The 21,314-nt window shown below is 71.3% G+C and carries 18 protein-coding genes and 2 tRNA genes; 12 read left to right on the forward strand and 8 right to left on the reverse strand.

The genetic code is table 11. The features are described 5' to 3' along the window. The first annotated feature begins 21 nt into the window (after window positions 1–21). Complete coding sequence (gene trmB, locus JCO01S_RS06305; protein WP_084342687.1) at window positions 22–741, forward strand: tRNA (guanosine(46)-N7)-methyltransferase TrmB; 720 nt, start codon at window positions 22–24, stop codon at window positions 739–741. Between the two features lie 4 nt (window positions 742–745). On the opposite strand, the gene efeB is transcribed toward trmB, so the two are convergent. The 4 genes from efeB to JCO01S_RS06325 form a co-directional block, all read right to left on the reverse strand. Further along, a complete protein-coding gene (efeB, locus tag JCO01S_RS06310; RefSeq protein ID WP_068252456.1) occupies window positions 746–2,065 on the reverse strand; it encodes an iron uptake transporter deferrochelatase/peroxidase subunit in 1,320 nt (439 codons plus the stop codon). Then, window positions 2,062–3,225 (reverse strand): iron uptake system protein EfeO, encoded by a 1,164-nt coding sequence (gene efeO / locus JCO01S_RS06315; RefSeq protein WP_068252460.1) that lies wholly within the window; start codon window positions 3,223–3,225, stop codon window positions 2,062–2,064. Before efeO ends, efeB begins: the two co-directional genes overlap by 4 nt. Window positions 3,226–3,256: 31 nt before the next feature. Beyond that, complete coding sequence (gene efeU / locus JCO01S_RS06320; RefSeq protein WP_068252463.1) at window positions 3,257–4,117, reverse strand: iron uptake transporter permease EfeU; 861 nt, start codon at window positions 4,115–4,117, stop codon at window positions 3,257–3,259. 104 nt (window positions 4,118–4,221) lie between these two features. Beyond that, window positions 4,222–4,292: transfer RNA gene (locus tag JCO01S_RS06325), tRNA-Gly, on the reverse strand. A 90-nt stretch (window positions 4,293–4,382) separates the two neighbouring features. Between JCO01S_RS06325 and JCO01S_RS06330 the strand changes: the two genes are divergently transcribed. The 10 genes from JCO01S_RS06330 (at window position 4,383) to JCO01S_RS06375 (ending at window position 15,700) form a co-directional block, all read left to right on the forward strand. After that, window positions 4,383–4,456, forward strand: a tRNA-Pro gene (locus JCO01S_RS06330). Window positions 4,457–4,479: 23 nt separating this feature from the next. Then, on the forward strand, window positions 4,480–6,312 hold the full coding sequence (locus tag JCO01S_RS06335; protein ID WP_068252466.1) for a cation:proton antiporter: 1,833 nt from the start codon (window positions 4,480–4,482) through the stop codon (window positions 6,310–6,312). A gap of 120 nt (window positions 6,313–6,432) precedes the next feature. Next, window positions 6,433–7,812: a trigger factor gene (tig, locus tag JCO01S_RS06340; RefSeq protein ID WP_068252469.1), complete on the forward strand. Its 1,380-nt coding sequence runs from the start codon at window positions 6,433–6,435 to the stop codon at window positions 7,810–7,812. A 56-nt stretch (window positions 7,813–7,868) separates the two neighbouring features. Then, window positions 7,869–9,044, forward strand: a complete 1,176-nt coding sequence (locus JCO01S_RS06345) for an MFS transporter (protein WP_245634345.1) — start codon at window positions 7,869–7,871, stop codon at window positions 9,042–9,044. Next, window positions 9,041–9,733 (forward strand): PaaI family thioesterase, encoded by a 693-nt coding sequence (locus tag JCO01S_RS06350; RefSeq protein WP_068252475.1) that lies wholly within the window; start codon window positions 9,041–9,043, stop codon window positions 9,731–9,733. The genes JCO01S_RS06345 and JCO01S_RS06350 overlap by 4 nt, the downstream gene beginning before the upstream one ends. Before the next feature lie 9 nt (window positions 9,734–9,742). Then, window positions 9,743–11,971 carry a maltose alpha-D-glucosyltransferase gene (gene treS / locus JCO01S_RS06355; protein ID WP_068252477.1) on the forward strand — a complete coding sequence of 743 codons (2,229 nt, stop codon included), beginning with the start codon at window positions 9,743–9,745 and terminating at the stop codon, window positions 11,969–11,971. 82 nt (window positions 11,972–12,053) lie between these two features. Continuing rightward, window positions 12,054–12,719: an ATP-dependent Clp protease proteolytic subunit gene (locus JCO01S_RS06360; protein WP_068252480.1), complete on the forward strand. Its 666-nt coding sequence runs from the start codon at window positions 12,054–12,056 to the stop codon at window positions 12,717–12,719. A 31-nt stretch (window positions 12,720–12,750) separates the two neighbouring features. Beyond that, complete coding sequence (locus JCO01S_RS06365; protein ID WP_068252483.1) at window positions 12,751–13,425, forward strand: ATP-dependent Clp protease proteolytic subunit; 675 nt, start codon at window positions 12,751–12,753, stop codon at window positions 13,423–13,425. Window positions 13,426–13,654: 229 nt separating this feature from the next. Beyond that, on the forward strand, window positions 13,655–14,932 hold the full coding sequence (gene clpX, locus JCO01S_RS06370; protein ID WP_068252486.1) for an ATP-dependent Clp protease ATP-binding subunit ClpX: 1,278 nt from the start codon (window positions 13,655–13,657) through the stop codon (window positions 14,930–14,932). A gap of 18 nt (window positions 14,933–14,950) precedes the next feature. Beyond that, a complete protein-coding gene (locus tag JCO01S_RS06375) occupies window positions 14,951–15,700 on the forward strand; it encodes a hypothetical protein (protein ID WP_068252489.1) in 750 nt (249 codons plus the stop codon). Here the strand turns inward: JCO01S_RS06375 and valS are convergent. Next, window positions 15,678–18,299 carry a valine--tRNA ligase gene (gene valS, locus JCO01S_RS06380; protein ID WP_068252492.1) on the reverse strand — a complete coding sequence of 874 codons (2,622 nt, stop codon included), beginning with the start codon at window positions 18,297–18,299 and terminating at the stop codon, window positions 15,678–15,680. The two genes, JCO01S_RS06375 and valS, sit on opposite strands and share 23 nt — an antisense overlap. 79 nt (window positions 18,300–18,378) lie before the next feature. Between valS and JCO01S_RS06385 the strand changes: the two genes are divergently transcribed. Next, a complete protein-coding gene (locus JCO01S_RS06385; RefSeq protein WP_068252495.1) occupies window positions 18,379–19,140 on the forward strand; it encodes a lysophospholipid acyltransferase family protein in 762 nt (253 codons plus the stop codon). A 28-nt stretch (window positions 19,141–19,168) separates the two neighbouring features. Here the strand turns inward: JCO01S_RS06385 and JCO01S_RS06390 are convergent, their stop codons facing one another. The 3 genes from JCO01S_RS06390 to JCO01S_RS06400 form a co-directional block, all read right to left on the reverse strand. Further along, window positions 19,169–19,708: an NUDIX hydrolase family protein gene (locus JCO01S_RS06390; protein ID WP_068252497.1), complete on the reverse strand. Its 540-nt coding sequence runs from the start codon at window positions 19,706–19,708 to the stop codon at window positions 19,169–19,171. 5 nt (window positions 19,709–19,713) lie between these two features. Continuing rightward, window positions 19,714–20,532, reverse strand: coding sequence for an ECF transporter S component (locus JCO01S_RS06395; protein ID WP_068252500.1), 819 nt, complete (start codon window positions 20,530–20,532; stop codon window positions 19,714–19,716). Further along, window positions 20,529–21,314 (reverse strand): ATP-binding cassette domain-containing protein (locus JCO01S_RS06400; protein ID WP_157074504.1); only part of this gene is annotated, 786 nt, incomplete at its 5' end. The genes JCO01S_RS06400 and JCO01S_RS06395, both read right to left, overlap by 4 nt.

Genomic DNA, 21,314 nt, shown 5'->3' on the forward strand with positions numbered 1-21,314 from the left:
GGGTCGGTATCCTCGTCGGCCGTGACCACCTCCGAGCCGGACCACCACCGATCCCCGTTGGGGGACACCCCCGTGACGCCCGAGGGGCGCCACCGCGCGACCGTGCGCACCTTCACCCCCCGGTGGCGGATCTCCCGTCTGACCGAGGAGCGGATGGAGCGCCTGCTGCCCCGCTACACGGTCCCGGAGGGCCCACTGGAGGCCGCGGCCGCCTTCGGGCGCGAGCTGCCGGTCGTCCTGGAGATCGGTTCCGGGCACGGCGATGCCGCGATCGCGTACGCGCGCGCCCACCCCGAGCACGGCATCCTCACCGCGGAGGTCCACGTCCCCGGAGTGGCCCGGATGATGGCCGCCGCCGAGGAGGCGGGGGTCGAGAACCTGCGGGTCTTCCGCGGCGACGCGATCGAGTACCTCACCCGCTGCGTGGCCACCGACCAGCTGGAGGCCGTCCACCTCTTCTTCCCGGACCCGTGGCCGAAGGCACGCCACGCCAAGCGCCGCTTCGTCCAGCAGGACACCCTGGACCTCGTGCTGGACCGGCTGCGTCCCGGCGGGCACCTGCTCATCGCGACCGACCACGCCGTCTACGCCGAGCACGTGCGCAGCCAGCTGGCGGCGCACGAGGGACTTCGGTGGAGCGAAGGGGACCGCCCGGCCTGGCGTCCCGACGCCGGCTTCGAGGCGAAGGGGGTCAGCGCCGGCCGGAGCATCCACGAGTTCCGCGTGGTCGGCGCCGCCTGAGCCCTCAGGTGAAGAGCGGCTCGGCCACGTACTCGCCCTCGCCGATGCCGGGCGGGATCGCGAAGAGCGCCGAACCGGTGAACTCCAGGTACTCCATCATCGCGTCGCTGTTGGCCATCGAGTTCTGCATCGGGATGAACTGCGTGCTCGGGTCGCGCACGTAGGCGAGGAAGAACAGCCCGGCGTCGAGATTGCCGAGGTCGGTGGAGCCGTCGACGAAGTTGTAGCCACGCCGCAGGATCCGCGCGCCGTCGTTGTGGCTGGGATGGACGACGCCCACGTGGGCGTCCTTCGGGATGATGGGGCCGGTGGACCCCTTCATGGCGAAATCCGGGTCGGAGTGCTCCTTGCCGCCGGACAGGGGGGCGCCGGACCCCTTCGCACGGCCGATGATCTCGTTCTGGGAGCCCAGGCTCTGCCGGTCCCAGGTCTCGATGCGCATGTTGATCCGCCGCACCGCGAGGTAGGACCCGTCGGCGAGCCAGTCGGCGCCCTCGTCGTCGCCGCGCTGGACCCACACGTGCTTCTTCAGCGCCCGCTCCTCCTCGCCCGTGATGTTCGCCGTCCCGTCCTTGTACCCGAAGAGGTTGCGGGGGGTCTCCTCGCCGGAGGTCGTGCTCGAGGTCTTGCCGAAGCCGAGCTGGGACCAACGGATGGAGACCGTCCCGAAGCCGATGCGGGCGAGGTTGCGGATGGCGTGCACGGCGACCTGCGGGTCGTCGGCGCAGGCCTGGATGCACAGGTCGCCGTTGCTGCGGGCGGGGTCGAGGGCGTCCCCGGGGAAGTGGGGGAGGGGCTCGAGGACCTCCGGCCGCCGGTCGGCGAGACCGAACCGGTCCCGGCCCTTCCCGTCGACGAAGAGGGAGGGGCCGAGGCCGAAGGTGATCGTCAGCCGTGAGGGGGGCAGCCCGATCGCCTCGCCGGTGTCGTCCGGGGGCATGGCGTAGTCCCCCTGGGTGGGCCCGACCGGTCCCGCGGAGTGGCCGTGCACGAGGCGCTCGGCGGCCTTCGTCCACTCCTTGAGCAGACTGATCAGCCGCGCGCGCGACGTCGTCGTCACGTCGAAGGCGGCGAAGTGGAGCCGGTCCTGCACGGGAGTGGCGATCCCCGCCTGGTGGGAGCCACGCAGCGCGAAGGATCCCGGCCCGTTGCCGCCGGTGTCGGCGCTGGCCCGCCCGGCCGCGAAGCCTCCCGCGAGGCCCGCGACACCGAGGGCGCCACCGCCGCCGAGCAACGCGGCCCGCCGGGACAGCCGGCCGCGACCGGCCTGCTCCGGCTGGTCGGTGCCGGTCCCCGTCGGGTCCTGCTCGCTCTCGCGGGTCACACGATCTCCCCCGTCAGCCGCGAGAGGGGCTCGGAGAGGGCGCTCACCTGGTCCGAGAGCTCCTTGACCTCCTTGTCGGAGAGCTCGGTGTAGGAGACGAAGCCGTCCTTGCCGTCGCGGTGCTGGTCCAGCGAGGCCTGCAGCTCCTTGAAGCGCTTGTCCAGCTCCTTGGCCAGCGCCTTGTCCTTCGTGAGCAGGATCGGGCGCACCCCCTCGTAGGCGACGCGGGCGCCGTCGACATTGGCCTGGAAGTCGTAGAGGTCGGTGTGGCTCCAGATCTCCTCCTCACCGGTGATCTTGCCGCTCGCGACCTCCTCGAGCAGGCCGATGGAGCCGTTGGAGATCTGGTCGATGGTGAAGTCCATCTTCTGCACCCGCCGGTCCAGCGTCCGGGTGTTCGCCAGCAGGTCCTCGGCGTAGTCGGCGCGCTCCTTCTTCGTCAGCGGCGTGTACTCCTTGCCCTTCGGCGGCCACAGGTCCTTCTCGATCCGGTGCCAGCCGGTCCACTTCTGGCCCTCCTCGAGGTCGGCCTCGCGGGCGTCCATCTTCGGGTCGAGGTCGCCGAAGGACTCGGCGACGGTCTCGATCCGCTCCCAGTGCTCGCGCGCCCGCGGGTAGAGGTCACGGGCCTGCTCGTCCTGACCGGAGGTGTAGAGACGGGCGAACTTCTCGGTCTTCTGCAGCAGCTGGTCGGACTGGTCGGTGACGTACGTGGCGTAGTTGCTCTCGGCCTGCGTGACGGTGGCGGAATCGCCGGCGTCGACCTTGCCGTCCTTTGAGGCCTTGACGGTGAAGTCGGCGCGGATGCCCTCGCCCTTCATCCCCGGCTTGCACGCGGTGACGTAGTCCCCCTTCGGCACCGTCACGACGAGGTCGCGGTCCAGGTTGGGGCCGATGTTCTCGACCTCGCCGACGATGCGCTGGCCGTCCTCTCCGAGGAGGTAGAACTCGGTGACCTTCGATCCGGAGTTGCTCACCTGGAAGGTGAGCGGCCCGGCGGGCACCTCGGTGCTGGAGAGCTCGCACTTCTCGTTGCTCGAGGTGACCTCGATGGTGCGGCCGTCGCCGCCCCCTTCGCCGGAGGAGTTGCTGGTGCAGGCGGCGAGGGTGGGGACCAGGAGTGCCAGGGCGGTGCCGGCGGCGAGGGCGTGCAACTTCATCGAAGTGTCCTTGGGGGTGGGTGGTGTCGGGTCAGTGGGTGGTGGCGGGCGCGGGGGCGGGGCTCTCCCGGCGCTTGGGGGCGCGGGTGCGTCGCAGGTACAAGGGCATGACGACGACCACGTAGGCGACCCAGGCGATCGCCTGGAGCACCGTCGTGGCGGGGGTGAAGTTGAAGACGCCCTTGAGCACGGTCGCGTACCAGCTGCTGGGGTCGATCGTCCCGGAGACGTCGAAGGCCAACGTGTTCAGACCGGGCAGGAAGCGGGCCTCCTGCAGGTCGTGGATGCCGTAGGCGAGCACGCCCGCCGCGATGATGATGAGGAAGGCCCCGGTCCAGGTGAAGAAGGTGTTGAGATTGATCGAGATGGCGCCCCGGTAGATGAGCCAGCCGAGGACCACGGCGGTGGCGATGCCGAGCAACGCCCCCAGCAGCGGGGACCACGGCGAGATCGCGGCCGACCCACTGGTGAGGGCCTCGGTGGAGGCCCACAGGAAGAGCGCGGTCTCCAGGCCCTCCCGGCCGACGGCGAGGACGGCCACGATCACGAGGCCCCACCAGCCGCCGCGGGCCCGGTCCATCCGGTCGCGCAGCTCCTTGCCCATGCCGCGGGCCGCGGTGGCCATCCAGAAGACCATCCACGTCACGAAGCCGACGGCGATGATCGAGAGCGACCCGCCGATGAGCTCCTGGGCCTCGAAGGTCAGCCCCCGTGGGCCGAAGGTCAGCAGGGCGCCGAAGCCCAGGCTGACGAGGACGGCCAGGGCGACGCCGGACCAGATCCGGGGGAGGAGGTGCCGGCGGTCGGACTTGACGAGGTAGGCGACGAGGATGCTGACGACGAGGGCGGCCTCGAGTCCCTCTCGCAGCCCGATGAGGTAATTGGCTAGCACCTACGCAACATACACCCGGTGAGGCCAGCCTTGCCTTGCCCCGTTCTGTGGTCTGGAACGGGACGGGCGAGCGGGTGGCGATGTCGTCCACGACATCGCCCGAGAGCGGGCGACGGGAATCGAACCCGCGTAGCCAGTTTGGAAGACTGGGGCTCTACCATTGAGCTACGCCCGCGCTGCTCCTCGAACGCTCGGGTGGTGTCCGTGCGTCGAGAAGGCACGGGTTAGCCTAGTCCCCGCTGGTCGGCCGAGCACAATCGGCCTCCGGGGTATGGCGCAGGTTGGTAGCGCGTCCGCTTTGGGAGCGGAAGGTCGTCGGTTCGAATCCGGCTACCCCGACACGTGTGGAAGGATCTCGCGCCGTGCTCCTTGCCCCCGCGTCGTATCTCGCCCTGGTCGTCGTCCTGGCCGTGGGCGCGCGCATCCTCGCCTGGGCCGTCCGCGTGCCCGCCATCCTCCTGCTGCTGCTGATCGGCTTCGCCCTCGGGCACGTCGTCAGCCCCGATGCGGTGCTCGGGCGCGACGTCCTCTTCGGCGGCGTGACCCTCGCGGTCGGCATCGTCCTCTTCGAGGGCAGCCTCTCGCTGCGGCTGCGGGGCGCCCGCGGCCTCGGCCGCTCCATCCTCGGGCTGTGCACGGTCACGGTGGCCGTGGCCTGGGTGCTCATCACGCTCACCGCGTGGCTCCTGGGCTACTCCGTCGGCGTGGCGATGCTCGTCGCCTCGCTGCTCGTCGTCACCGGCCCCACCGTCATCGCCCCGATCCTGCAGCAGTTGCGCCCGACCCGGCGCGTGGCGGCGCTGCTGCGCTGGGAGGGCATCGTCGTCGACCCGATCGGTGCGGTCCTGGCCGTCCTCGTCTTCCAGGCGCTCGTGGCCGGCACCTCGGAGGAGCCGCTCGTCGTCGTCGTGACCGCGCTGCTGACGACGGTCGGGGTGGCCGTGGGCACCGCGCTCGTCCTCGGCATCCTGCTCGAGGTCGCGATGAAGCGTCACCTCGTGCCGGACTACCTGCACGGCGCCACCTTCCTCGCCGCCGCGGTCGGGGCGATGGAGCTGTCGAACCACGTCCAGGACGAGAGCGGGCTGCTCACCGTGACGATCCTCGGCATCTACCTCGCCAACCGGCCGGGGCTGCACCTCGAGCACGTCATGGAGTTCAAGGAGCACCTCCAGGTGGTGCTCGTGGGCGTGCTCTTCGTCATCCTCGCCGGGCGGGTGTCGTACGGGGACGTGCTCGACATCCTCCCGACGGCCGTCCCGATGGTCCTGGCCCTCGTGCTGCTCATCCGCCCGATCAGCGTCGTCGCCGGGCTGCTCGGCCGCGGGGCGACCAAGGAGGAGCGCCGGCTGCTGTCCTTCATGGCGCCGCGGGGCATCGTCGCGGCCGCGGTCACGAGCGTCTTCGCGCTGCAGCTGGGCCGTGCCTCGGAGTCGGTGAGCGACCCCGCGCACGCCGCGAAGCTGGCCCGGCTGGGGGAGGAGGCCCAGTCCCTCGTCCCCCTCGTCTTCGTCGTCATCGTCGCGACCGTGACGATCTACGGCCTGGGTATCGGGCGCCTCGCCGAGCGGCTCGGCCTGGCGACGACGTCGCCCCAGGGCGTCGTCCTCGCGGGTGGCTCCGACTGGCTCGTCCGCCTCGCGCAGACCCTGCAGGAGCTGAAGGTCAACGTCCTGCTGGTCTCCGGCGACCAGGAGGAGCTCTCCCGTGCCCGCGAGGCCGGGGTGCGGGTCGAGCGGGCCAACATCCTCAGCGACTACGCCGTGCGCGACATGGACCTGGCCGGCGTGAAGTCGCTGCTCGCCGCCACCGGTGACGACGAGCGCAACTCGACCGCGAGCCGCGAGTTCGCCCGCGTCCTCGGCAGCGCCAAGGTCTTCCAGCTCGCCCGTGGGGACGAGTCCCCGGGGCGCCGCACAGGGGCCGCCGACCACCTCACCGGGCGGACCGCCTTCCGCCCGCCCGCGGGCTTCGCCGAGCTGGAGGAGCGCTCGGGGACCCTGGCGGTGCGCGCCATCCGGCTGACCGCCCGGTACACGGTCAAGGACTTCCGCGCCGAGCGCCCCGGGGCGATCATCTGCTTCACCGTGAGGGGCCGCGAGGTGGAGGTCGCCACCGAGCGGACCTCGCTCGGCGGGGAGCTGACCGTGGTCTCCCTCGTCCCCGTATTCGGTCCTGAGCGATCTGGCCGATAGGGTGGGTGATCGGTCCCGACCCGTCGGGACGTGCGGGCGCGCCCGCGCCGGGCCATCGGCCGCGGTGCGGAGGGCGCGTCGTAAACCCCCTTCGTCGTCCAGATCGTGTGGAGTCCTGCAGTGAAGAGTGCCGTCGAGAACCTCAGCCCGACCCGGGTCAAGCTGACCGTCGAGGTCCCGAGCGAGGAGCTCCAGCCCCACGTGGACGCGGCTCTGAAGTCCATCGGTGAGCAGATCCAGGTCCCCGGCTTCCGCAAGGGCAAGGTCCCCGCGCGCATCATCGAGCAGCGCGTCGGCAAGGGCGCCGTCCTCCAGGAGGCCGTCAACGACTCCCTGCCGGAGTTCTTCGGCAAGGCCGTCGAGGAGACCGGCGTCGAGCCCATCGGCCAGCCCGAGGTGGACATCACCCAGGTGCCGATGAAGGACGAGGAGCAGCTGGAGTTCACCGTCGAGGTGGACGTGCGTCCCGAGGTCACCCTCCCGGACTACGACGGAATGCAGATCCAGGTCGACAACCTCGAGGTCACCGACGCCGACGTCGAGGAGAAGATGACCGAGCTGCGCGAGCGGTTCGGCACCCTCACCGGCGTCGAGCGCCCCGTCGAGAGCGGCGACTTCGTCTCCATCGACCTCAAGGCCACCATCGACGGGGAGGACATCGACTCCGTCGAGGGCGTTTCCTACGAGGTCGGCTCGGGCAACATGCTCGAGGGGCTCGACGACGCGCTCACCGGCATGTCGGCCGGCGAGACCAAGGACTTCTCCGCCCCGCTCGCCGGAGGCGAGCAGGCCGGCCAGAGCGCCGACTGCACGGTGACCGTCCAGTCGGTCAAGGTTCGTGAGCTGCCCGAGGTCGACGACGACTTCGCCCAGATGGCCAGCGAGTTCGACACCGCCGAGGAGCTCAAGGCGGACGTCGCCACGCAGGCCGAGCAGTCCAAGAAGTTCGAGCAGGGCGTCCAGGCCCGCGACAAGGTCCTCGAGCACCTGCTGGAGAACACCGAGATCGCGCTGCCCGAGAGCATCATCGAGTCCGAGGTCCACCAGCACCTCGAGCAGGAGGGTCGCCTCGAGGACGAGGAGCACCGCGCCGAGGTCGACGAGCAGACGCGCAAGGCCCTCAAGACCCAGTTCCTGCTCGACGAGCTCGGCAAGACCGAGGAGGTCGAGGTCGGGCAGCAGGAGCTCATCGAGTACCTGATGATGCAGTCCCAGCAGTACGGGATGGACCCCAACACCTTCGCGCAGATGATGGACCAGCAGGGCCAGGTCGAGGGCATCGTCGGCGAGGTCGCCCGACGCAAGGCACTCGCCGCCGCGCTGGACAAGGCATCGATCGTCGATGCCGACGGCAATGCGATCGACCTCGACGAGATCATGCCGGAGCGCCAGGGCGGCGAGGAGGAGTCCGCGGCCGGTGACGCCGCCGCCGACACCGCCACCGCGGACCCCGCGGAGGGCGAGACCCCCGACGAGTCCGCCGAGCGCACGCAGGCCTGATCCAGCTCGTCGAGGACCCGGGCCCCCGACTGGGGTCCGCCCGGGTCGCGGTGCTGGTGACCTTCGCGGTCAACGGCTTCGCCTTCGCCTCCTGGGCCGCGCGGATCCCTGACATCCGTGACGGCCTCGACCTGACCCCGGGCGTCCTCGGTCGCACGCTGCTCGCCGGCGCGCTCGGGTCGGTGCTCACCCTCCCGCTCGCGGGACGGGTCATCGGTGCCGTCGGTGCCGCACGCACCGTCCTCACCGGCGTGCTCCTCACCGTGCTCGGGCTGCTCGGCCTCGGTGTGATGCTCGACGTCGTCGGTGACGTGCGCGCCGTGGCGGCAGGGATCTTCGTCATCGCCGTCGGCGTCTCGCTGTGGGACGTCGCGATGAACCACGAGGGCGCCGCCGTCGAGCAGGGCCTGGGCCGGACGATCATGCCGGTCTTCCACGCCTGCTTCTCCGGCGGGACCGTCCTCGGTGCCCTGGCCGCGGCCGCCGTCGTGGCCCTCGGCGTGCCCGTGCTCGCCCACCTCGTCGGCACCGCGGTGCTGGCGCTCGTGGTGGGCCTGTGGACGCCCCGGGGGTTCCTGCCCTCGTCCCGGGACGAAGGGGGAGCGCCACCCCCTTCGTCGGTCGCCGGCAGCGCCTGGCGGGAGCCGCGCACCCTCGTCATCGGCATCGTCGTGCTCGTCGCCGCCCTCACCGAGGGCACCGCGAACGACTGGGTGGCCCTGGCCGTCACCGAGGGGCACCACCAGCCGGGCTGGGTCGGGGTGCTCGGCTTCGCGGTCTTCCTCGGTGCGATGACCGTGGGGCGGCTCGTGGGGAGCCTGTTGCTGGACCGGCACGGCCGCGTCATCGTGCTGCGGCTGCTCTTCGCCCTGGCTGCGGTCGGCAGCCTGCTCGTCGTCCTGGCGCCCACGCCGGTCGCCTTCGTCGGGATCGCCCTCTGGGGGGTCGGCGCGAGCCTGGGCTTCCCCGTGGGCATGAGTGCCGCCGCGGACGACCCTGCGCGAGCCGCTGCCCGGCTGTCCGTCGTCTCGACCATCGGCTACGTCGCCTTCATCGTCGGGCCCCCGCTGCTCGGCCTGATCGGTGACCACGTGGGGGTGCTGCACTCCCTGCTGCTCGTCGGGGTGCTGGCCCTGCCGGCACTCCTCGCGGTGCCCGCGGTGTCCGAGCGGGACACCCCGTGGGCCGACGGTGCACCATGGGAGCGCACCCGACCCCAGGAGGAGCAGTGACCGGACGTGGCCTGGTCTCCCCTGAGCCCGTGGCGGACCCCGAGGCGCTCGCGGTGCTCGAGCGCGCCCAGGCCGACCTCGCCGGGAGCCTGCGCGGGCTGCTCGACGCGTGCCTGCGCACCCGCGTCGAGGGGGAGGAGCTGACCGCGGTCGCGCAGCAGGCGCGCGAGCTGACCGACCGGCTGCTCGTCGCCGCCCGGGAGGAACCACTCGGGCTGGAGACGGCGAGCGACCACCGCGTGCGCGGCCACGGCAACGCGATGTCCGGGATGCGCAACCCGATCGCCCCACCCCTGGACGTCACCGCGGACGACGAAGGGAACGTGCGGGCGCAGCTGCGCCTGGGCGCCGCCTACGAGGGACCGCCGGGATGCGTGCACGGCGGGATCCTCGCCGCGGTCCTGGACCAGGTCGTCGGCACCGTCCCCGCACGGGTCGGTCGCCCCGGGCTCACCGCCTACCTGAACACCACCTACCGCCGCCCGACGCTGCTGGACGCCACGCACACCGTCACGGCGCAGCTCGACCGCGTGGAGGGGTGGAAGACCTTCGCCAGCGGCCAGGTGCGCGACGAGGAGGGGCGGCTCACCGCCGAGGCGGAGGCGCTCTTCGTCGTCCCGCGGTGGGCACGGGAGTACATCGGCGACCCGGCCGGGGACGTCGCGCCCGCAGACGGGTCCGCGTCGTAGCGTGGTGCCGTGACCGACACCGAGCGTCCGGGGCCCGGGGCCGACGAGCCGGCCGAGCCCAGCTTCGCCCAGCTCTGGTTCCCGGCACGGCCCCGGGCACTGCGGCCCCGGGCACGGCTGCGTCCCGGCGGCGCCACCTCGCCCGTGGAGGCCCGCTCCGGCGACCCGGTCGGCTCCAACCCGGTGTACGTGGACTGGCTGCGCCGGCAGTCGATGCTCCAGGACGCGAAGGACATCGCGAACCAGTTCAGCGGGATCGGCGCGATGTGGCAGAACCCCTTCGCGCAGCCGGACCCGCGGGAGGCCGCGCGGACCGCGTCGGTGTGGTTCACCGCCTACCCCATCTCGATGATCACCAAGCCCGGCCACTCCTTCCTCGCGACCCTCGCCGACCCGAGCCTGTGGCGGACCTTCCAGCGCATCGGCATCCGGGCCGTGCACACCGGGCCGGTCAAGCGCGCGGGCGGGCTCTCGGGCTGGAGCTCGACGCCGAGCGTCGATGGGCACTTCGACCGGATCGGCACCGACATCGACAGTCTCTTCGGCACCGAGGATGACTTCCGCTCCATCTGCGAGGTCGCCGCCGAGCACGACGGGACCGTCATCGACGACATCGTCCCGGGCCACACCGGGAAGGGCGCCGACTTCCGCCTCGCCGAGCTCGGCATCGGGGACTACCCCGGGATCTACCACATGGTCGGCATCCCGCCGGAGGACTGGCCGCTGCTGCCGGAGGTGCCCGAGGGGAGGGACTCGGTCAACCTCGACGAGGGGGCCGAGCTGGCCCTCGAGGAGGCGGGTCACATCGTCGGTGCCCTGCAGCGCACGATCTTCCACCGGCCGGGGGTGAAGGAGACCAACTGGTCGGTGACCGCACCGGTGACCGGGCCCGACGGGGTCACGCGCCGGTGGGCCTACCTCCACTACTTCAAGGAGGGGCAGCCCTCGATCAATTGGCTGGACCCCACCTTCGCCGGGATGCGGCTCGTCATCGGTGACGCCCTGCACAGCCTCGGCGACCTCGGCTCCGGTGGGCTGCGGCTGGACGCCAACGGGTTCCTCGGCGTGGAGAAGACCGTGGAGGTCGGCCCGGCGTGGTCCGAGGGCCACCCGCTCTCGGAGGCCGCCAACCAGCTCATCGGGTCGATGGTGCGCAAGGTCGGCGGGTTCACCTTCCAGGAGCTGAACCTCTCGATGGACGACATCCGCGAGACCGCCCGGGCGGGTGCGGACCTCTCCTACGACTTCGTCACCCGCCCCGCCTACCACCACGCCCTCGCGACCGGGGACACCGAGTTCCTCCGGCTCACCCTCCGGGAGGCGCAGCGGATCGGGGTCGACGCGGCCTCACTCGTGCACGCCCTGCAGAACCACGACGAGCTGACCTACGAGCTGGTGCACTTCGCGAGCAGGCACCGGGAGGAGCACTTCACCTTCCGTGGCAAGGAGGTCCCCGGGGAGGTCCTCGCGGAGACGATCCGCGAGGAGCTGACCGGCGCGCTGACGGGGGAGGCCGCGCCCTACAACCTCGTCTTCACCACGAACGGCATCTCCTCGACGACCGCTTCGGTCGTCACCGCCGCCCTCGGCATCCGGGACCTCGAGGAGATGACCGAGGAGGACGTGGACCGGGTGCGCCGCGCGCACCTGCTGCTCGCGATGTTCAACGCCCTGCAGCCCGGTGTCTTCGCCCTCTCCGGCTGGGACCTGGTGGGCGCGCTGCCGATCCCGGCCGAGCAGGTCGAGGCGCTGCTGGTCGAGGGGGACACCCGCTGGATCCACCGGCCCGCCTACGACCTGCTGGACCTCGACCCCGACGCCACGCGGTCCATCTCCGGCATGCCGCGCGGCCGGGCCCTCTACGGACCGATCGACACCCAGCTGGAGACACCGGGATCCTTCGTGGACCGGCTGCGGGAGATCCTGCACCTGCGCGGGTACTTCGCCATCCCGACGACCCGCCAGGTGGACGTCCCCGACGTGGCCCACCCGGCGATGCTCGTCATGGTCCACGAGTACGAGCTGGCCCCCGGGCAGCTGGAGGTGACCGTGCTGAACTTCGGTGAGGAGCCGGTGAGCGGCACGGTCATCAGCACCTGGCTCGAGCCGGGCTCCCGGCTGATGGACATGGGGGACGGGAGTGAATTCGGCGAGGTGGACCAGCTGCACGGCTTCTCCGTCGAGCTGCCGGGCTTCGGCGGGCTGGCGCTCCTCGTCACCCCGCCCCAGGTCCCGTGAGCGGCAGCGTTGCGCTCAGGGCGAACACGGCTCGGGCACGGGAAACACTTCCTCCGCCCGGGCGTTAGGGTCCATGACAGTCATGCACCTGACGAGCCGCCCACGGGCGGAGAAGCGAGTGAGCGTGAGCAACAGCAGCGAGATCGTCGCCAACGGCCAGCAGGCCGGAGCTGGCCTCGACGACCACATCTACCAGCGCCTCCTCAAGGAGCGCATCATCTTCCTGGGGTCGGACGTGCGTGACGACAACGCCAACGCCATCTGTGCCCAGATGCTGCTCCTGGCAGCCGAGGACCCCGACTCCGACATCTGGCTCTACATCAACAGCCCCGGTGGCTCGATCTCCGCGGGCATGGCGATCTACGACACGATGAAGTGGATCCCGAACGACGTCGCCACGGTGGCGATGGGTCTGGCCGCCTCGATGGGCCAGTTCCTGCTCTCCGCCGGCACCCGGGGCAAGCGCTACGCGACCCCGCACGCGCGGGTCATGATGCACCAGCCCTCGGGCGGTATCGGCGGTACCGCGAGCGACATCAAGATCCAGGCCGAGCAGATGCTCTTCGTCAAGACCCAGATGGCCGAGCTCATCGCAGAGCACACCGGCCAGAGCGTGGAGCAGATCGCCAAGGACTCCGACCGCGACCGGTGGTTCGGTGCCCAGGAGGCCATGGAGTACGGCTTCGTCGACCACGTCTTCGAGCGCTCCGACCAGGCGGGCGGCAATGCCGCCCCCGGCACCGAGTGAGCCCGACCCCCGCGATCCCCCAGGAGAACCCATGAACTTCGATCCCCAGCTCCGCACCCCCGCACCGGGCGGCGCCCCCATGCGTCCCGGGCCCTCCAACCGGTACGTCCTGCCGCAGTTCGAGGAGCGCACCTCGTACGGCATGAAGCGGACCGACCCCTACACCAAGCTCTTCGAGGACCGCATCATCTTCCTCGGCGTGCAGGTCGACGACGCCTCCGCCGACGACATTATCGCCCAGCTCCTCGTGCTGGAGTCGATGGAGCCCGAGCGCGACATCCTCATGTACATCAACAGCCCAGGCGGCTCCTTCACCGCGATGACGGCGATCTACGACACGATGCAGTACATCCGCCCGGACATCCAGACCTTCGTCATCGGGCAGGCGGCCTCGGCGGCCGCGGTGCTGCTCGCAGCGGGTGCCCCCGGCAAGCGTTTCGGGCTGCCGAACTCCCGGGTGCTCATCCACCAGCCGGCCCTCGCCGGCGGCGACTACGGCCAGGCCAGCGACATCGAGATCCAGGCCAACGAGGTGCTGCGCATGCGTACCTGGCTCGAGGAGGCCTGGGCCAAGCACTCGAACAAGAGCGTCGAGGAGGTCCGCGCGGACATCGAGCGCGACAAGCACCTCACCTCCGAGGAGGCCAAGGAGTACGGCCTCATCGACGACGTGCTCACCCCGCGCAAGGCCTCCCTCGAGGAGTGAGCCGACGCCACGCGCGACAGCCGGCATGACGGCGTGACGAAGGGCCCCGGGAGATCCGGGGCCCTTCGCCTGTCCCCGGGACATGCCGAAGGGGGCGTTGCGCTGTGAGCGGACAAGCGCGACGCGCCGCGACGGGCCGGTGTCCAATGGATGAGGACGGCGCGACCTCCCGGTACCGTCGTCGCACGGCGGCCAGATCGGTCGCGGCCCAATCGGAGAGGACTGGCACGTGGCACGAGTCGGAGAGAGCGGCGACCTCCTCAAGTGCTCCTTCTGCGGCAAGTCGCAGAAGCAGGTCAAGAAGCTGATCGCGGGACCCGGGGTCTACATCTGCGACGAGTGCATCGACCTGTGCAACGAGATCATCGAGGAGGAGCTGACCGACTCCAGCGACCTCGGCCTGGACGAGCTGCCCAAGCCCAAGGAGATCTTCGACTTCCTCGAGACCTACATCATCGGTCAGGACAAGGCGAAGAAGTCCCTCGCGGTCGCGGTCTACAACCACTACAAGCGCGTCCAGGCCGACGACGGCGCGGTCGCCAAGCGCGACGAGGACCACGTCGACATCGCGAAGTCGAACATCCTGCTCATCGGCCCGACCGGCTGCGGCAAGACCTACCTCGCCCAGACCCTGGCCCGCATGCTCAACGTCCCCTTCGCGATCGCCGACGCGACCGCGCTGACCGAGGCCGGCTACGTCGGCGAGGACGTCGAGAACATCCTGCTCAAGCTCATCCAGGCCGCCGACTACGACACCAAGAAGGCCGAGCAGGGGATCATCTACATCGACGAGGTCGACAAGGTCGCCCGCAAGTCGGAGAACCCCTCGATCACCCGGGACGTCTCCGGCGAGGGCGTGCAGCAGGCGTTGCTGAAGATCCTCGAGGGGACCACCGCCGCGGTGCCGCCCCAGGGCGGGCGCAAGCACCCCCACCAGGAGTTCATCCAGATCGACACGACGAATGTCCTCTTCATCGTGGGCGGCGCCTTCGCCGGGCTGGAGAAGATCATCGAGTCCCGGGTCGGCAAGAAGGGGCTGGGCTTCGGCTCCGAGCTGCACAAGGCGACCGACGTCGCCGAGGCGATCACCGAGGTGATGCCCGAGGACCTGATGAAGTTCGGGCTGATCCCCGAGTTCATCGGCCGGCTGCCGGTCATCACCACCGTCTCCCCGCTGGACCGGGAGGCGCTCGTGCAGATCCTGACCGAGCCGAAGAACGCCCTGGTCAAGCAGTACCGCAAGATGTTCGAGATCGACGGCGTCGAGCTGGAGTTCACCGACGACGCGCTCGAGGCCATCGCCGACCAGGCCATCGCCCGGGGCACCGGTGCCCGTGGTCTGCGCGCGATCATGGAGGAGGTCCTCCTGCCGGTGATGTTCGACGTCCCGAGCGACGACGGCATCCGGCAGATCGTGGTCAACGAGGAGGTCGTGCGGCACAACGTCCTGCCGACGATCGTCCGACACGAGAGCAGCAACAAGCGCAAGCACAAGCGGTCCGCCTGACGCTGGGATGATGTGGGGGTGAGCCCACCCTTCCGGCTGGTCCCCGGCGTGCCGGGTCCGCGCCAGCAGAGCACGAGGACCTGCGGGTCGGCGTGCGCCACCGTCGCGCGGATGCTCGTGGACGCCCCCTTCGCCCGGTGGATCACCGAGGGGGAGGGCCACCCGGTGCCCGGCGCCGAAGGGGGCACCCCGGCACGACGATTCGCCTCCTGGGAGCGCACGGTCCAGTCCCGGACCAATGCCTGGGCGCCCGCCCGGGGGCAGTTCCTGCCGTGGCCCCCCTCGCTCGGGACGCCCCCGTGGGGGCTGCGACGCGAGCTGGAGCACGGCGGCTCGCGCCGCGGGACGCGATATCGCATCGTCTCGCTGCGGGCGCACTCGGCGGAGGCGCTGCGGGCTCGCTACGCCCGGCTGCTCGAGCTCGTCGTCGACGGGGAGCCCGCTGCGCTCTACGTCGGCAGTGCGGCGCTGCCCCGGCACGTCACGCTCGTGCTGCCGGGGGACGAGCCCCGCGCGTTGCGGGTGTACGAGCCGGCCTCCGGGCAGACCGGCGCGCTGACCGAGGAGGCCTTCGCGACCGCGCGGCTGGGCCTCGGCGGCTGGGACCGGCCCTGGATCCTCCTCCAGCCGACCGGGCACCGGCGGGCGAGCGGGGGGCTCCCGTCCCGGCCCGCGTGGGCGCCACTCCTGGCGCCGGAGCCGAGCCCGGACCTGCTGCGCGAAGGGAGCCGGTCGGGGCCGGCGGTCAGGCCTTCTTCGTCGGCTTGACGTAGGGGATCAGCTCCACGTCCTGCAGGCCGACCTCCTCGCCCGGCACGTGCTCCAGCGCGCCGGTGACGTGGCCGGCCCGGCGCAGGTCGGTCTCACCGAGGCGGATGAGCTCGGCCGTCGCCGCGGGCGCGACGAGGGTGGCCGAGGTGATCTCGCTGCGCATGCCCACCTTGGCGTCGGACTTGGCCTTGCGGACGTGGCCGAGGGCCTCGCCGACGGCCACGAGCAGGTCCGGGTCGCCCCCTTCGGGCAGCTCCTCGGTGGTCGGCCACGTGGCGCGGTGCACCGAGCCGGGACGCCACCAGGACCAGACCTCCTCGGTGGCGTAGGGGATGAAGGGTGCAAGCAGGCGAAGGAGCGACTCCAGGGCGAGCCGGAGGGCGGCCCGCGCCGACGCGGTCCCCGCGGGGTCGGTGCCCTCGGCGCCGTGGGCGCGGTCCTTGACCAGCTCGATGTAGTCGTCGCAGAAGCTCCAGAAGAAGCTCTCGGTGACATCGAGGCTGCGGGCGTAGTCCCACCGCTCGAAGCCTGCGGTCGCCTCCTCGATGACGCCGGAGAGGGAGGCCAGCATCGCCTGGTCGAGCGGCACGGTCACCGCGGCGTGCAGGTCACCCTCCACGCTGCCGAAGCCCAGGGCGAACTTGCTCGCGTTGAGCAGCTTGATCGCCAGGCGCCGGCCCACCTTCATCTGGCCGGTGTCGTAGGCGGCGTCGGTGCCGAGCCGGCTCGACGTGGCCCAGTAGCGCACGGCGTCGGCGCTGAACTGCACGACGACGTCCTCGGGGGTGACGACATTTCCCTTGGACTTGGACATCTTCTTGCGGTCGGGGTCGAGGATCCACCCGGAGATGGCCGCATTGCGCCACGGCACGACCCCGTGCTCGTGGTGGGCGCGCACGACCGTCGCGAAGAGCCAGGTGCGGATGATGTCGTGGGCCTGCGGGCGCAGGTCCATCGGGAAGATCTTCGCGAAGCGCTCGGAGCCGCTGCGCTCCTGCTCCAGCCAGTTGCCCGCGATCTGCGGCGAGAGCGAGGAGGTCGCCCAGGTGTCCATCACGTCCGGGTCGCCGGTGAAGCCGCCCGGCTGGTCCCGCTGCTCCTCGGTGTACCCCTCGGGGACCTGCGCCATCGGGTCGATCGGCAGCTGGTCCTCGGCCGGGACGAGGGGACTCTCGTGCTGGGGCGTGCCGTCCGCATCGAGCCGGTACCAGACCGGGATCGGGATCCCGAAGAAGCGCTGCCGCGAGATCAACCAGTCCCCGTTGAGGCCGGCGACCCAGTTCTTGTACCGGGCGCGCATGAAGTCGGGGTGGAAGGCGATCTGGTCGCCCCGCTCCTGGAGTGCCTGGTTCAGCTCGCCGTCGCGGCCGCCGTTGCGGATGTACCACTGCCGCGAGGTGACGATCTCCAGCGGCTTCTCGCCGCGCTCGTAGAAGTTGGCCTTGCGCTGGGTGGCCTCCGGCTCGCCCTCCAGGTCGCCGGAGGCGCGCAGCGCCTCGACGACGGCCTGACGGGCGGAGTGCACGGTCTTGCCGGCCATCTCCTCGTAGACCTCGACCCCCTTCGCGGCCTCGACCCAGGCGGGCACCTCCTGGGCGATCCGGCCGACGCGGGTGACGATCGAGCGGGTCGGCAGCTGCAGCTCGCGCCACCACGTGACGTCGGTGAGGTCACCGAAGGTGCAGCACATCGCGATGCCGGCGCCCTTGTCCATCTCCGCCATCGGGTGGGAGAGGACCGGGATCTCGACACCGAAGAGCGGCGAGGTCACGGTGGTGCCGAAGAGGGGCTGGTAGCGCTCGTCGTCGGGGTGGGCGATGAGCGCGACGCACGCCGGCAGCAGCTCGGGGCGGGTGGTCTCGATGTGGACCGGTCCGTCGGCGCCGTGGAAGGCCACCCGGTGGTAGGCGCCGGGGTAGTCCCGTGCCTCCAGCTCCGCCTGCGCCACCGCGGTCTGGAAGGTGACGTCCCACAGGCCCGGGGCCTCGGCGGTGTAGGCCTCGCCGCGGGCGAGGTTGCGCAGGAAGGCGGTCTGCGCCGTCGCGCGGGAGTGGTCGTCGATGGTGCGGTACTGGATGTCCCAGTCGAGGCTGAAGCCCAGGCGCCGGAAGAGGGACTCGAAGGCCTCCTCGTCGCGCACGGTGAGCTCGTCGCACAGCTCGATGAAGTTCTGCCGGCTGATCGGGACCGCGTCAGCCGCCTTGATCGACTTCGACGTCCCCTGGTGCGGCGGGGTGAAGTCGGGGTCGTAGGGCAGCGTGGAGTCACCGCGCACGCCGTAGTAGTTCTGCACCCGCTTCTCGGTCGGCAGGCCGTTGTCGTCCCACCCGATCGGGTAGAAGACGTCGTAGCCGCGCATCCGCTTGTAGCGCGCCATGCAGTCGGTGTGGGTGTAGCTGAAGACGTGCCCCATGTGCAGGCTGCCGCTGGCCGTCGGCGGCGGGGTGTCGATGGAGAAGATGCTCTCCCGGTCCCCGTCCCCGGAGAAGGCGTAGGTCCCCTGCTCGCGCCATACCTGCGCCCACTTCTCCTCGAGACCGTCCAGGGACGGTCGATCGGGGATGTGGGTCCGGGGCGCGGGGGAGTGCTCGGTCATGAGCGGAATCTTCCCATCACCCCGTCGAGCCGGGCCAATCGACCCGGGGCGCCCGCCCGCGGCATCGTAGGCTGCCAGCATGAGATTCGAGCCCCTCTACCAGCTGGTCCTGCTGTTTGCCCGTGTCGTCTTCTTCGTCAACGGCTACCGGTTCACCATGAAGGGGCGGCACAACATCCCGCGCAAGGGCGGCGCGGTGCTCGCCATCAACCACACCGCCTACCTCGACTTCGTCTTCGCCGGGCTCGCCGGCCGCAAGAGCCGACGGCTGGTGCGCTTCATGGCCAAGAAGTCGATCTGGCAGCACCGGGTCGCCGGGCCGATCATGCGGGGGCTGAAGCACATCCCGGTCGACCGGAAGGCCGGCGCCGGCTCGCTGGCCGAGGCCAGCGAGCGCCTCCGGCAGGGGCAGATCGTGGGCGTCTACCCGGAGGCGACGATGTCGCGCTCCTTCGAGATCAAGGAGCTGAAGTCCGGCGCGGCCCGGATGGCCCAGGACACGGGGGTCCCGATCGTGCCGACGATCGTGTGGGGCGCCCAGCGCATCTGGACCAAGGACGCGCCCAAGCGCCTCGGCCGCACCGGCACCCCGATCCACATCACGGTGGGGGAGCAGATCCACGTGGCGCCGGAGGACGACGTCGCCGAGGTGACCGAGCGGTTGCGTGCGGAGATGAAGCGGCTGCTGGACGAGACGATCGCCGGCTACCCGGAGCCGACGGGGGACGAGCTGCGCTTCCACCCGGCCCGGCTCGGCGGCACCGCGCCCAGCTACGAGGAGGCCTACGCCCGGGACCACAAGGACATGACCCGCATCAAGGACCAGTTCACCAAGGAGTGAGCCGGGGCCGGTGCCCCCACTGCCGCCGTCAGAAGCTGCTGTGCCCCAGGTGGGCCAGGGCCTGGCGCAGCAGCGCACCGTGGCCGCCGGACATCTCCGCCTGCAGCGCGGTCTCGCTGGCCTCCTCCGGGGTCAGCCAGGCCAGGTCGAGCGCGTCCTGCTGCGGGGCACAGTCGCCGCGCACGGGGACGACGAAGCACAGTGCGACCGCGTGCTGCCGAGGGTCGTGGTACGGCGTGACACCGGGGGTGGGGAAGAACTCGGCGATCGTGTAGGGCACCGGGGACGGGGGCACCGAGGGCAGCGCCATCGGGCCGAGGTCCTTCTCCAGGTGGCGCACGAGGGCGTCGCGCACCTGCTCGTGGTACTTCACCCGGCCGGCGACGAGCTCGCGCTCCATCGTCCCGGCCTCGGTGGCCCGCAGCAGCAGCCCGACGTCGGTGACCGAGCCGTTGTCCGCCACCCGCACCGGGACGGCGAGGACGTAGAGGATCGGGACCCGCCCCCGCACGTTGTCCAGCTCCTCGTGGCTGAGCCACCCATTCTCTCGGTCCAGGTCGGTCGGCATGGGCGTCATCCTCCCAGATCGCCCGGCGCGGCCGACCCGTGACGGGGGGCCCGGGGCCGGAACGAGGCGCGGCGGGCCGCGCGGCGCAGCGCGCCGAGTACCGGGCGGCCCAGCAGGGCGATGAGCACGGCATTGGTCAGTGACCGGCCGAGGTCCCAGCCGAGCGACGTCGCGAGCGAGAAGGCGAGGAAGCGGGTGAGGTTCTCCGTCACCGGTGCTCCCGCGACGAAGCTGAGGGAGGCCTCCCCCTGGACGGTGAACGGCCAGAAGGAGAAGTTCAGCGCCGCTCCGTAGAGCAGTCCGGTGACGACGCCGTAGGCACAGAGCATGACGATCTCGAGAGCCCCCTTCGCCCGGGGCAGCAGGCCGGCGCCCATGGCCACCCAGGCCGCGGCGAGCATCTGGAAGGGCAGCCAGGGCCCGACCCCGGCGGTGAGCAGGGCGCTCGCGGCGAGGGTCGTCGCGCCGAGGATGAAGCCGAAGCCGGGGCCGAAGACCCGGCCGCCGAGGATGAGCAGGAAGAAGATCCCCTCCAGCCCTGCGGTGCCCGCACCGACGGGGCGCAGGATCGCACCGACGGCGGAGAGGACCCCGAGCATCGCGACGGCCTTGGTGTCCATGCCGCCGTCGCTCACCTCGGCGAGGACGATCGCGAGCACGCCGACGAGGATCACGGCGAAGACGAGCGGGGCGTCACCGGAGTGGGCCAGCGCGGAGTCGGGGGTGATGACGAGCGGCCACAGGAAGGCGAGCAACCCCGCGAGGCTCGTCAGCCCGATGGCGGCGACGGCCCGCGGCCGCAGCTCGACGGCGCCGGCGCTCACGTGCCCACCGGTGCCTGGTCCCCGAGGGCGGCCCGGACCGACTCGACGGTGATGAGGGGGAGGGGAGCGAGGATCTTGGCCACCTGCGGGGCGAAGGCGGGGGAGGAGAGCACGACCTCGCTCGTCGGCCCGTCGGCGATGACCTCCCCGTCGGCCATGATGAGCATCCGGTCGCTGACCTGTGCGACGAACTCCACGTCGTGCGTCGAGAGCAGCACCGTGCGGCCCCGCTCGGCGACGGTGCGCAGCGCTCGACCGAGGGCCTCCTTGGCCGTGTAGTCCAGCCCGCGCGTCGGCTCGTCGAGCAGCAGCACGGGCGGGTCGGCGGTCAGCTGCAGCGCGAGCACGAGCGCGAGCCGCTGGCCCTCGGACAGGTCGCGCGGGTGCACCTCGGCGGCGATGCCGGGCGCGATGTCGCGCAGCAGCTCGGCGCAGCTGCCCTCCGGTGCCCCGGCGTCCGCGTCGGCACGCGCGCACTCGGCCCCGACGGAGTCCAGGTAGAGCAGGTCGGTGGGCGTCTGCGGCACCAGCCCGACGGCCCGACGTCGCTCGGCGGGTGGCAACTGCGCCGGGTCGACCGGCCCGTCGTCGGTGGGCACCGTGATGCTGCCGCGGCTGCGCTCGCCGGATCCCTGCAGGGCCCACAGCAGCGAGGACTTCCCGGCGCCGTTGCGCCCCATGAGCGCGGTGATGCGCCCGCTCGTGAGCTCCAGGTCGACGTCGTCGACGGCGACGAGCCGGCCGTGGGCGACACCGACCCCCTGCGCCTCGAGGCCGGCGGG

The sequence above is a fragment of the Janibacter corallicola NBRC 107790 genome (assembly GCF_001570965.1).
GTDB classification, from domain to species: Bacteria; Actinomycetota; Actinomycetes; order Actinomycetales; family Dermatophilaceae; genus Janibacter; species Janibacter corallicola.